The organism is Bifidobacterium miconis, assembly GCF_019331735.1.
Taxonomy (GTDB): Bacteria; Actinomycetota; Actinomycetes; order Actinomycetales; family Bifidobacteriaceae; genus Bifidobacterium; species Bifidobacterium miconis.
In genome coordinates, this window is record NZ_JAHBBH010000059.1 from 1 (window position 1) to 11371 (window position 11371).

10 protein-coding genes are annotated in these 11371 nt (G+C 64.6%); 7 read left to right on the forward strand and 3 right to left on the reverse strand.

Features of this window, described 5'->3' with window-relative positions; all coding sequences use genetic code 11:
• Window positions 1-590: 590 nt before the first annotated feature.
• From KIH79_RS12110 to KIH79_RS12125, 4 genes are all read left to right on the forward strand, one after another.
• Window positions 591-1751, forward strand: a complete 1161-nt coding sequence (locus KIH79_RS12110) for a hypothetical protein (protein ID WP_219059606.1) — start codon at window positions 591-593, stop codon at window positions 1749-1751.
• A 163-nt stretch (window positions 1752-1914) separates the two neighbouring features.
• Window positions 1915-2214 carry a transcriptional regulator gene (locus KIH79_RS12115; protein ID WP_033492775.1) on the forward strand — a complete coding sequence of 100 codons (300 nt, stop codon included), beginning with the start codon at window positions 1915-1917 and terminating at the stop codon, window positions 2212-2214.
• 180 nt (window positions 2215-2394) lie between these two features.
• Window positions 2395-3366 (forward strand): CPBP family intramembrane glutamic endopeptidase, encoded by a 972-nt coding sequence (locus KIH79_RS12120; RefSeq protein WP_219059608.1) that lies wholly within the window; start codon window positions 2395-2397, stop codon window positions 3364-3366.
• 171 nt (window positions 3367-3537) lie between these two features.
• Complete coding sequence (locus KIH79_RS12125; protein ID WP_219059613.1) at window positions 3538-4836, forward strand: THUMP-like domain-containing protein; 1299 nt, start codon at window positions 3538-3540, stop codon at window positions 4834-4836.
• 50 nt (window positions 4837-4886) lie between these two features.
• On the opposite strand, the gene crgA is transcribed toward KIH79_RS12125, so the two are convergent.
• On the reverse strand, window positions 4887-5357 hold the full coding sequence (gene crgA, locus KIH79_RS12130; protein WP_219059609.1) for a cell division protein CrgA: 471 nt from the start codon (window positions 5355-5357) through the stop codon (window positions 4887-4889).
• A gap of 208 nt (window positions 5358-5565) precedes the next feature.
• Here crgA and KIH79_RS12135 point away from each other — a divergent pair, with 208 nt between their 5' ends.
• From KIH79_RS12135 to KIH79_RS12145, 3 genes are all read left to right on the forward strand, one after another.
• On the forward strand, window positions 5566-6387 hold the full coding sequence (locus KIH79_RS12135) for a DUF881 domain-containing protein (RefSeq protein WP_219059610.1): 822 nt from the start codon (window positions 5566-5568) through the stop codon (window positions 6385-6387).
• A 173-nt stretch (window positions 6388-6560) separates the two neighbouring features.
• Entirely contained in the window at window positions 6561-7724 is a 1164-nt protein-coding gene (locus tag KIH79_RS12140) for a class E sortase (RefSeq protein WP_219059614.1), read from the forward strand.
• 349 nt (window positions 7725-8073) lie between these two features.
• Window positions 8074-8718, forward strand: coding sequence for an anthranilate synthase component II (locus KIH79_RS12145; protein ID WP_219059611.1), 645 nt, complete (start codon window positions 8074-8076; stop codon window positions 8716-8718).
• A 116-nt stretch (window positions 8719-8834) separates the two neighbouring features.
• Here KIH79_RS12145 and pknB read toward each other — a convergent pair whose 3' ends face one another.
• Complete coding sequence (gene pknB / locus KIH79_RS12150) at window positions 8835-11135, reverse strand: Stk1 family PASTA domain-containing Ser/Thr kinase (protein WP_420829380.1); 2301 nt, start codon at window positions 11133-11135, stop codon at window positions 8835-8837.
• The coding region (locus KIH79_RS12155) for a hypothetical protein (RefSeq protein WP_219059612.1) at window positions 11132-11371 on the reverse strand (240 nt) is incomplete at its 5' end. The genes pknB and KIH79_RS12155, both read right to left, overlap by 4 nt.

The window sequence follows — 11371 nt, forward strand, 5'->3', positions numbered from 1 at the left end:
ACAAGTTATCCACAGACTATCCACCGTCTATCCACCGGCAACGTAGCGGTTGTCCACCGATTTCAGGCAGTTATCCACGAGTTATCCCCATAGTTATCCACATTATGTGGAGAACTCCGTCCACCACGCACTATCCACAGCACTGTGGATAACTTGTGGATAAGTCTGCTCACCCCTTGGAATTGCAAGGTTTTCCCATGTGGATAACTCATTGTCCAAGTTGCCGTCAATCGGTTGATGACTCGGCGATCGTTCACCAAGACGCAGTGTCTCGCAGTGTGAACCACGCCGTTGCGCCAATGCAAGAGCCGGGGCGAGGCGGTGTCGTACGCATGCTGTCGCGCGCGGGTCGCCAAACTTGGGCGATGTGGTGCCCCCGCCCTTTCATTTGACTTTCCTCAGTGGAAAGCGTTATACTTTCCATAACGGAAACAATCATGGTGATGCGCAACCCGTGAACGCTTCCGGACCGGTCATCCGCACGATCTGTGCCGTATATGACGGCTCAGATCGTTCCGCAACAGCAGTCCGTCCAATCTCATCGCGCATCATCGGCGAACAACGCCGGCGCACAGCACAAGGAAGTCACCATGAACCGCAACAATTCGCATTCCCCCGGCGCATCATCCGCAATCGGCAAACCGGTGCCGGCCCAATCGCAACATGACGCGGTCCGGGCCGTATCCTCCGGACCGGACCGGCCGTCCCAACGAAACAGTATGCCGTCGTCCGACCGGCTCTCCGCCGCGGACGCGCTGGCCTTCCTCACCGCCGACCGCGAGGCCGTCGCCCGGAAATTCGCCACTCCACTGTGGTACAGCATCGTCGTCGCGATCGCCACGGCCGTCGTCATCCTGTTCATGTGGGCGACGCGCAACAACGCCTTCGACGTGTTGGGGGCCAACGACACGTACTTCATCATCGCGTACATCGCGCTGCTGACCAGCATGTGCGGGGCGATCGGGATGCTGCTGTTCGGCGCATCCAAAAGCGGCGTTCACGTATTCGCCCATCCGCCGACGCGCAAGGGCTGGGCGTACGTCATCGCGGCGTTTACCGTCTATATCGGCGCCTCGATCGTCGTCATGATCATGCCGATGCCCGGGTGGATCGGTGCGCTGATCGCGGCCGTGTCCGGCGCGGCGACGCTGCTCTTCACGCAGTTAGTCAATCGAGAGACCCGCGACTACATCATGGCCGGCGGGTCGATGGCCGAATTCCAACTCGACAGCGGTGGCCGGCGACGGTACGGCGCGAACGGCGAGCTGTGGACGACGGCGCGATTCCGCACGCTGCCCGACGCAGAACGCCGCGAAGCCGCGCAACTGGTCGTCGCGCCGTGGTGGCTGTACCCGTGTCAGTCCTCCTGCGCCATGGCGGTCATCGCGTGCATCGCGAATCTGGCCCAGATGGTGGTGCGGCAAGAATGGGTGCTTTCGATCAATGTGCTGTTCCTGCTGGTTTGCATCGTCGGCATGGTGATGAGCCTGATCCGCTGGACGCGCGGCAGCAACCTCGATCTGCGCATGAAGCCGTCGACCCGAGTCTGTTGGGCGCTGTACATCGGCATGTGCGCGACATGGATCATCCCGGTCTATCTCGGCGGATACACGCTTGGCCGCATGGCTCGGCATCCCGAAGCGCCGATGACGGAACTGATGATTGGCGGCGCGGTGTTCGTGGTGTTGTTCTCGGTGCTCGGCTGGATCTACGACCGCAGGCAGCGCGACGCAATCGCGGCGGGAATGTGATCGGCGTGGCCGGTATGATAAGGGTTTCGTGCGCCGGCCGGTTGCCGGGGCTGGCGTGCGGAACCCGGAATGAGTACGGGAAGCGCAAACCGGTGACCGGTACGTGTCTGGAATGCGATATCGGAAACCCTCAATGGGCAGGACCGCGGAAAGGAGGCGCATCGTGAGCGAACCGCAGTTCAACGAAGTGATCCATGCACCGATGCGCCTGCGCATCTGCGGCATGCTGCACAGCGCGGGCGAGGTCGAATTCGCCGCGATCCGCGACATGCTCGGCGTGAGCGACGCCGTGTGCTCCAAGCATCTGAAGGTGTTGGCGGAGAACGGCTACGTCACGCTCGACAAGCGTCCGGGCAACCGCAACGGCCACGACATCACCTGGGTGTCGCTCACCGACGAAGGCGCCGAGGCCTTCGCCTCCCACATCGCCGCCCTCCAGCTCATCGCCGCCGGCATGGCGTGATGTGGACGGCATCGCAGTTTGTCGATCGTCAAACTCCCGAGGACAACGCATCCTTCCGGTCATTCCTGACCGAGTGCCGATTCCCGCTGTCAGTCTTCAACGTGCGTTCACAACAACGCGTTCCGCGCGCTTCCGCGCTTCATGCCCCCATCACACGCTCATTGCAAAGGAGCCATCGTCATGACCCCCGTAACGTTTGAACCCATGAACGACGCCGTACCGCCTGTCGCTGCCGCCACAAGCACACCGGCCCGGCCCCTCGTCGGTCGCGCGTCGATCCTGCTCATTGCCTACATGGCGCTCATGCAGGTTTTCGGCCTGCTCGCCGACCATGCCGCCCCGATCATCGGCATTCCCGCCGCCGTCGCACAACCCGTCGCGCAGATCATCGGTTTTGCCGGTGCCGTGCTTATCCTCGCCGCGACTTCGCTCCCCCTCATCCGCACCAAAACGTTCTGGCTGGGCGAGCCGGCTCCGACCGCTCGCAAGCGTATGACCCCGCGTCGTGCGCTCACGCTTGTCGCGGCAATGCTCTTGATCCAAGGCGTCGCCAACGGCATCGCCTTGCTGTTGCAAACGGCGCTCGGTTCGGTGGGCATCCAACTCAAATCGGCATCAATGGAAGGTATCAACGGCATGGCTTCCGAATCGTGGCTGATGGTGGTCGCCGTCGTGCTGGTCGGTCCGCTCGTGGAGGAGATCGTGTGCCGTGGCCTGGTGATGCGCTCGCTGGAAGGTCGGGGCAGGATGTTCGCGCTGACGACCAGCGCCGTGTTGTTCGGTCTGATGCACGGCGATGTGCTGCAAGGTCTGTTTGCCGTGATGCTCGGTCTGCTGCTGGGCTACGTGGCGATGGAGTATTCGCTGATGTGGGCGGTCGCACTGCACTGCGTGACGAATGCATTCGCCATGTTCATGACGCAAGTGGTGGCCAGGCAATCGGTGGAAGTCGCAGCCGTGATCGGCTTGGCGCTGATCGTGGTCTACATCGCATCCGCGGTGCTGCTGTTCCGCCGCCGCGCCGCGATCCGCGAGTATATCGCAGCGAATCGGTCCCAGCGCGGCAGCTACGTCGGATGGACATCGGCATGGTTCCTGCTGATGGCGGTGTACTTCGTGATGGCCGCATCCGCCGGTTTCTCGCTGATGTGAGGACGGCCGGCGGGTTGACGGCCGATGTCCGGCAGCTCGCCGGCGAGGAGGATCGTCTCGTCATCGGGCTTTGGCAAACCTCGAGACAGTCGCTCTTCCTCACGGAGGTCGCCCGGGGCTGAGATGGCCCTCCGTACGAGGCAATCCCGGGCGGTGGATACGCTGGAACGCATGCTGATGTCGCCTGAAACCGCCCGATTTGCCGTCGAACACCGAAACGAGGACGTGCGCGAGCTGGCGCTCAAGGCCAAGCGTGCGGACGGACTGGATCTGCCGATGGCGCTCGACCAGATCGCCGGATGGCAGACGGCTCGCGCCAAGCTGCCGCAGTGGGCGGCGTGCGAGGGCATCGTCTACCCGCCGCACATCTCGATGGAACAGTGCTCGTCCGAGTTCACCGCTCGATACAAGGCGGCGGTGGCGCGGCGGATTGTCAGAGACAATGCTGAAGACACAGCCGAGGACGGTTCCGCGTATCCGGGCACGATGATCGACCTGACCGGCGGATTCGGCGTGGACTTCTCGTATATCGCCCGCGGATTCGAACGGGCGATATACGTGGAACGGCAGGAGCATCTGTGCGCGCTCGCCGAGCACAATATGCGCGCGTTGGGATTGGAACACGCGATCATCGTCAACGACGATGCGGAAACAGTGCTGGACCGCGAGACCGCCGCGTTGATCTTCATCGATCCGGCGCGGCGCGACGCGCATGGCGGGCGCACGGTCGCCATCGAGGACTGCACGCCGAACGTGCTCGCCCTGCGCGACCGGTTGCTGGAAGCCGCTCCGCACGTCATGATCAAGCTCTCCCCCATGCTCGACTGGCGCAAGGCCGTGGCGGATTTTCGCGGTGCGGTCGGCGAAGTGCACATCGTGTCCACCGGCAACGAGTGCAAGGAACTGCTGCTCGTGCTGAATCGTGAAACCAATGCGATAGTCCATGTCTATTGCGTCAATGACGCTGATCGACTCGACTACGACTACGACCCAACCGCCGCAGCGGCATCCGCGACCGGCCGTTCGCTCGGCCTCACGCCGCTGCCGGAGAAGATCACGTACCTGTACGAGCCGAACGCGTCGATCATGAAGGCCGGCTGCTTCGCGCTCGTCGAAGAACGGTACGGCGTCACGCAGATCGGCCCGAACAGCCACCTGTTCATCTCCGGCGGCACAGCCGACGATTCCGCCACAGCCGACGACCCCGCCATCCTCGGCGACGGGCCGCGTCCCGTCGCAGACTTCCCCGGCCGAACGTTCACCGTCGAAACCGTCACCGGCATGGGTAAAAAGGAACTGAAACAAGCGCTCGCGAATCTCGCCAAAGCGAACATCACCGTGCGCAACTTTCCGCTCACCGCGGTTCAGCTACGCAAAAAGCTCCGGCTGAACGACGGCGGCGACACCTATCTGTTCGCCACCACGCTCGCCGGAGCCAAGCATGTGATCCTGCGCTGCCACCGGCTGTAAGAACCGGGACGGCAAGGGCCGCGCAAAGGGCCGAAAGTCGGGAGCCGAACTCAGCGCCACCACATGGTCATGATGAAACCGACCATGATGATCACGAGCGCGATGAGCAGGTTCCACGCGCCGATGCCCGGAATCGGGTAGTCGGTGGTCAGGTAGTAGCAGACCGCCCAGATCAGGCCGATGATCATGAGCGCGCAGAACAGCGGCACGAACCAGCGCGGGTTGGACTTGGTGCCCTTGATGGTTTCCTCGACGCGCTTGGTGTTCTCCTCCTGACGGGCCATCATGCGCTGCATCTGCGGCGTCAGCGCGGACTTGTCGGCGGTCGCGTTGAGCACGGCCTCCACCTGATCCATCGGCACGCCGTAGTTCTCGTCGTCGGAATCGTCGCCGTTCTCGGCGTCGGCGGAAGCGTCGGAAGCGGAAGTCGCGGTCTGGTCCTCGGCGGTCTGGTCGGCGGCGTCGGCTTGCCAGTCCTTCTGGGTGTCTTCGTCGTTGTCGTGCAGCTGGGTGTCTGCCATCGGTATGTCTCCTTTAATTTAGGCTAAAAGTCATCATAGTGGTTAGACTCGAAACCAGCGAATAATCGCCGGCAAAACGGCTCATCAGATGGCCTGGGACGGACTCGGGGCGAGGTCGGCGCAAGCCCGCAGGCAAGCCCGGGCCCGAGCCGGCAGGCAAGCCCGGGCGGAACCGGCGCGCGGCGCGGTCAGGACGAAAGGACGGCACATGGCGAGACATGCGGTCGGCAAGCACGGCGTGAGACGTCCGTGGTTCAGTCGCGTCGCCGCGCTGCTGGTCATCGCGCTCACCGGATTCCTGCTCGCGACGAACGTGCGCGTCAATCGCACGGCCGTCATTTCATCCAACACGGCGGACCTGATCGAGCAGCGGCAGAAGCACGTCACCGAACTGAACGACGACGTCAAGCGGCTCAGTGCGAAAATCGACACGCTCAAGGATCTGACGACCGACGGCACGGACGCGGCGAACGACGACATCAACAGCGCCGGCTCGGGCACGAACCTGCGGGCGATCCACGGGCCGGGCATCACGGTCACGCTCGACGATTCGCCGTTGTGGGAGAACATGGTCGACAACAACGGCTCGGCGTCCAACATCAACGACTACGTGGTGCATCAGGAGGACATCGAATCCGTGATGAACGCGCTGTGGGCCGGCGGCGCGGAGGCGATGATGATCCAGGACCAGCGCGTCCTGTTCAATTCGGCGGTGATCTGCCAGGGCAACGTGCTGCTGTTGCAGGGCCGCAAATACTCGCCGCCGTACAAGGTGTCGGCGATCGGCCCGGTCGACGGCATGACGCGCGCGCTCGGCGCGTCCAAGGCCGTGCGGATCTACAAGCAGTACGTGAGCGCATTCGGCTTAGGGTGGAAAGTGGAGTCCAAGGATAATCTGGAATTCCCGGAGGCGGTGGCATCGCTGCAGTCATTGCAGTATTCCAGCGTCATCGAGCCGGATGCCGAATCCGGGTCCGCATCGCAGGACAAGCAGGACAAGTCCGGCGAGGGCGACACCGGCGGGCAGTGACCGCAACGGTCATCGCAATGATCGTGGATCGCGCGCGGTAATTCGCGCGGCGGCCCGCAATCGGGACAGGGGAACAGGATATGGAGTATTCGCAATCACCGGAAACGTTGGAAAGCGTGGCCGACGTGGAGATCGTCGGCGGCGCCGGTGACGCGGCGGCCGCAGGGGGCGGCATGTCGCGTCGTGAGCGGCGTCTGGCGGCCCGCGGCGGGCGCGGTCGCGCGGGCGGCGCCGGTCAGGTTGGGAATGGGCGGTCCGGACAGCAGCCGCGCAAGCACGGCTGGCTGTGGGTCGCCGCCGGCGTGCTGGCCGAGATTCTGCTGACGATGGCCGCGATTTGCGCGCTGTACATCGTGTGGCAGATGTGGTGGACGGGCGTGCAGGCCGAGCATGTGCAGGCCGAGGCGCGCCAGTCGGCCAACTGGTCGACGCCGGGCAACGGCGACAGCACGAAGGTCGCGGCCGCCCAGCAGGGCGATCCGCCGACCGAAGCCGCGCCGACCGCCGACGGCGAGCTCATGGCGACCGTGTACATCCCGCGCTTCGGCGACAACTGGGAGCGCAATCTCGTGCAGGGCACCACGCTCGAACAGCTCAACAAGCACGGCCTGGGCCACTACACGAACACGCAGATGCCCGGCGAGGTCGGCAATTTCGCGATCGCCGGCCACCGCAACGGCTACGGCCAGCCGCTCGGCGACGTCGACAAGCTGCAGAAGGGCGACGCGATCGTCATCCGCACGCAGAACTACTGGTACGTGTACGAATACACGGACTATGAGATCGTGCTGCCGACCGAGATCCGCGTGATCGGAGAGAACCCGAAGAATCCGGGCGCGACGCCCACCGAACGCATGATCACGATGACGACGTGCGAGCCGAAGTACTCCGACCCGATCTACCGTTGGATCAGCTACGGCAAGCTCAAGTACTGGGCGAAGGTGTCCGACGGCACGCCGAAGGAGCTGGCAACGAGCAACGCGACCGGCGGCACGACGTTCACGGTCAACGAGGTCACCACGTCGCCCGTGGCGAAGCTGGATTCGCTGGTTCCGGTGATCCAGTTCGCGGTCGTGGCGTACGTGATCCTGTTCCTGGCCGCGCTGCTCGCGTGGCGCTACCCGTTCTGGCGTGCGGTGCGTGCCGGCGAACGCCGCCGCCCCGAGTTCAGCCTGTACGGCGGGCTTGAGCGCGTCCAGCCGGGCGTGCTGCCGATCCGGCTGCTGCTCACGCTGATACTGCTGTTCGTCGCGGCCGCCGCGCTGTTCCAATGGGGATTCCCGTGGGCCGCCTCGCACATCCCCTACCTGCAGCAGATGTCCAACTTCACAGTCTGAGCCGTTAAGCGCAGAGTCCAGTGGACTCTGCGTAGGCTCAGCCTGAGTGAGCCGGTAGGCGAGCGAAGGTCGGTTTGAGTCTCGCCGTCAGGCGAGTCCGTTATTGCACGGCCGGAGGAGAGCCCGTTAAGCGCAGAGTCCGGTGGACTCTGCGTAGGCTCAGCCTGAGTGAGCCGGTAGGCGAGCGAAGGTCGGTTTGAGTCTCGCCGTCAGGCGAGTCCGTAATTGCGTAAGCCGCAAAGGTGAGGCCTTTCCCGCGAAAATGAGAGGCACCGCGGCGCATCGGGTTTCCATTGACTACACTGGGCCGCAGCGTTACGCTGTGGCCCATTTGCTTAAGGAGACTGTGATGACTGATTCGGCGCGCATTCTGGTGGTCGACAACTACGATTCGTTCGTGTACACGATCGTCGGTTATCTCAAGACGCTCGGCGCGACGGTCGACGTGGTGCGCAACGACGCGATCGACGCCGCGAAGCCCGGTCTGCTGGACGATTACGACGGTGTGCTCATCTCCCCCGGTCCGGGCGCGCCGGCCGAGTCCGGCGCCAGCGAGGACGTGATCCGGCGTTGCGCGGCCGAGAAGAAGCCGATGTTCGGTGTGTGCCTCGGACTGCAGGCGCTGGCCGAGGTGTTCGGCTGCACGGTGGACCATGCGCCGACGATCATGCACGGCAAGACGAGCCAGGTGGAGCATGTCGACGATGAGATTTTCGCCGGCGTCGCGAATCCGATGACCGCGACCCGTTACCATTCGCTGGCCGTGGAGCCCGATTCCGTGCCGGACGAGCTGGTGGTGACCGCGTGGACGCAGGGCGATCACATCATTCAGGGCATCAAGCACCGCGATCTGCCGATGTACGCCGTGCAGTTCCACCCCGAATCGGTGATGACGCAGGATGGCTACCGTCTGCTCGCCAACTGGCTGGCCGTGTGCGGTCAGGCCAACGCTGTGGCCAAGTCCGCCGGCCTCCAGCCCAAGGTCAACAACTGATACGTATTTGCGCATCAACGGATACGCGAAGGGGGATGCCTTCCAGCTGGAAGACATCCCCCTTCGCGTATCCGATGGCCAGTGGCCGGCCGCGAGGCCAGAGACGAGACTAGAGGCTAGTTGCCGCTGGTGCCGGAGTTGGAGCCGGAGCCGCCATTGTTCGTGGTGCCCCCGGTTTCGGTGCCCGAGCCCGAGCCTCCGTTGTTCGTGGTGCCGGACCCGGACCCATTATTGTCGGAACCGCTGTTGTCCGTGCTGCCATTGTCGGTGCCGTTGTTGTCCGAACCGGAGTTCGAACCGTTGTTGTCGGTGCCGTTCTCGTTGCCGGAACCGGACGATTCGCTCTTCTTGGTGGTGACGGTCACGCTCGAGCCCTTGTCGACCTGCGTGCCCACGGCCGGGTTGGTGCTTTCCACCACGCCGTTTTCGCCCGCTCCGCCGGCCGTCGGGTTCAATCCCGCGGCGGTCAGGGCGGCCGCGCAGTCGGCGTAGGACTGGCCCGGCGCGCACGCATCCGGCACGGCCACCTGCTCCGGGCCGCTCGACACGTACACGGTGATCTGTTGGTTCTGATCGATCTGCTGGCCTGCCGCCGGATCGGTGCGGATCACGCTGTCCTTCGGCACGGTGTCGCTGGCTTCGGTGTAGACGGTCGGCAGCAGGCCGTAGCTGCGCAGCGTGGTCAGCGCCGCGTCCTTCGGCTGTCCGGTCACGTCGGGCATGCTCGAGCTGCCGGTGGACACGTACAGCGTGATTTCGGTGCCCTTCGGCTGCGACGTGCCTGCCGCCGGATCGGTTTTGACGACCAAATCCTGCGCGACGGTCGCGCTCTGCACGCTTTTGACGGTCGACGCCACCTTGAAGCCGGCCTGTTCGAGCGACGCGCGCGCGGCCTCCTGCGTTTCCTCGGACACGTCCGGCACGTTGATCGACTGCGGGCCGGTGGAGAACCACACCTTCACCGCACTGCCCTTGGCAACCTTGGTGCCGCCCTTGGGCGTCTGCTTGGTCACGGTGCCCTTCGGCTCGGAGGAGTCGTTGTCCTCCTGCGGGTCGAGCGTGAGCCCGAGATCCTCGAGCTGCGCCTTGACCTTCGCCTCGGTGATGTTCGACATCGACGTGAAGTCGGGCACGGTTTCCTCGTTCGCCGTGACGTTCGCGTTGTTGAGCATGAAGAACGCGGCCACGATCAGCGCGATCACGACGATGCCGCCAAGCACTGAGCCGAGAATGATCTTCTTGCGCTTCGCCTTCGCCGCCGCGGCCCGCTGTTCGGCCCGCGAACGCACGCCTGTGCCGCCGGCGCCTCCCGCCGGCCGCATCGACGGCACGACCTCGAACTGGCCGGTGATCGGGTTGAACGCCTGCGTGGCGGTCGTCTCCCCCACGCCCGAACCGCTGACGGCCCCGGGACCGGGCACGCCCGCGCCCATCGGCACGGTCTGGCCCATCGTCATCGTGGCGGTCGGATTCTGACGTTCCTGCTGCTGCTCGGCCTCGCGCCGCGCCTTCATGTTCGCCAGATCGGTGAGCGGGTTGAACGCGGCCGCCACCGGCATGCCGCCGTTCATGAACGTGAGGATGTCGTTGCGGAACTCCGCGGCCGTGGCGTAGCGGTTCTGCCGGTCCTTGGCCATCGCCTTCGCGCAGATCGAATCCCACATCTTCGGCAGTCCGGGCACGATCGCGCTCGGCGGGGTCGCGACTTCCGACACGTGCTGGTAGGCAATCGCCACGGCCGAGTCGCCGACGAACGGCGCGCGTCCGGTGAGCATCTCGTACAGCACGCAGCCGGCCGAATACAGGTCGGAGCGCATGTCGACGGTCTCGCCGCGCGCCTGCTCGGGTGACAGGTACTGCGCGGTGCCGACCACGCCCTGCGACTGCGTCATCGTCGCGGCCGAATCGTCGAGCGCGCGGGCGATGCCGAAGTCCATGACCTTGACCACGCCCTGCTCGGAGATCATGATGTTGCCGGGCTTGATGTCGCGGTGGATGATGCCCATGCGATGCGAGTATTCGAGCGCCGAGAGCACGCCGAGCATGACCTGTTCGGCGTCGCGCTGCGAGAGCGCGCCGTTGGCCTTGATGATGTCGCGCAGCGTCTGGCCCTTGACGTACTCCATCACGAGGTACGGCAGGCGTTCGGTGGTGCCGTCGTCGTTGGTGACGGTCTCCTCGCCCGAATCGTAGATGTTCACGATGTTCGGGTTGTTCATCTGCGCCACGGCGTGCGCCTCGCGGCGGAATCGCGTGAGGAAGATCTGGTCGTTGGCGAGATCGGAACGCATGATCTTGATGGCCACGGTGCGGCCGAGCCGCGTGTCGAGCGCCACGCGCACTTCGGCCATGCCGCCGTGGCCGATGGACTGGCCGAGCTGGTAACGGCCGTCGGCAAGCGAATTAGGCATGCTCATTGCTGTTCCTTCCGCGTGTTGCGCATCTTCGGTGCGGATGCGCCGTTCAAGCTGATATGCACGTTGGCCGCCGGCTGCGCCCCGGTTTGGCCGGGCTGGCCGGGCTGTCCGGCGGCGCTCTGCGCGAAGTGCCCCGGATCGAGCGAGCGCAGCAGCGTGTTGACCGCGTGCGGCCTGCTGGAGACGCGTCGCGGCATACGGCCGAGGTTGACGAACGTGTCGTCGGCCTGCGCAGT

Excerpts from the sequence above, each read along its gene's own strand:
- KIH79_RS12135 (WP_219059610.1), top strand. The coding sequence starts at position 5,566 with ATGGCGAGACATGCGGTCGGCAAGCACGGCGTGAGACGTCCGTGGTTC.
- KIH79_RS12140 (WP_219059614.1), top strand. The coding sequence starts at position 6,561 with ATGTCGCGTCGTGAGCGGCGTCTGGCGGCCCGCGGCGGGCGCGGTCGC.
- pknB (WP_420829380.1), bottom strand. The coding sequence starts at position 11,135 with ATGAGCATGCCTAATTCGCTTGCCGACGGCCGTTACCAGCTCGGCCAG.
- KIH79_RS12125 (WP_219059613.1), top strand. The coding sequence starts at position 3,538 with ATGCTGATGTCGCCTGAAACCGCCCGATTTGCCGTCGAACACCGAAAC.
- KIH79_RS12120 (WP_219059608.1), top strand. The coding sequence starts at position 2,395 with ATGACCCCCGTAACGTTTGAACCCATGAACGACGCCGTACCGCCTGTC.
- crgA (WP_219059609.1), bottom strand. The coding sequence starts at position 5,357 with ATGGCAGACACCCAGCTGCACGACAACGACGAAGACACCCAGAAGGAC.
- KIH79_RS12110 (WP_219059606.1), top strand. The coding sequence starts at position 591 with ATGAACCGCAACAATTCGCATTCCCCCGGCGCATCATCCGCAATCGGC.
- KIH79_RS12145 (WP_219059611.1), top strand. The coding sequence starts at position 8,074 with ATGACTGATTCGGCGCGCATTCTGGTGGTCGACAACTACGATTCGTTC.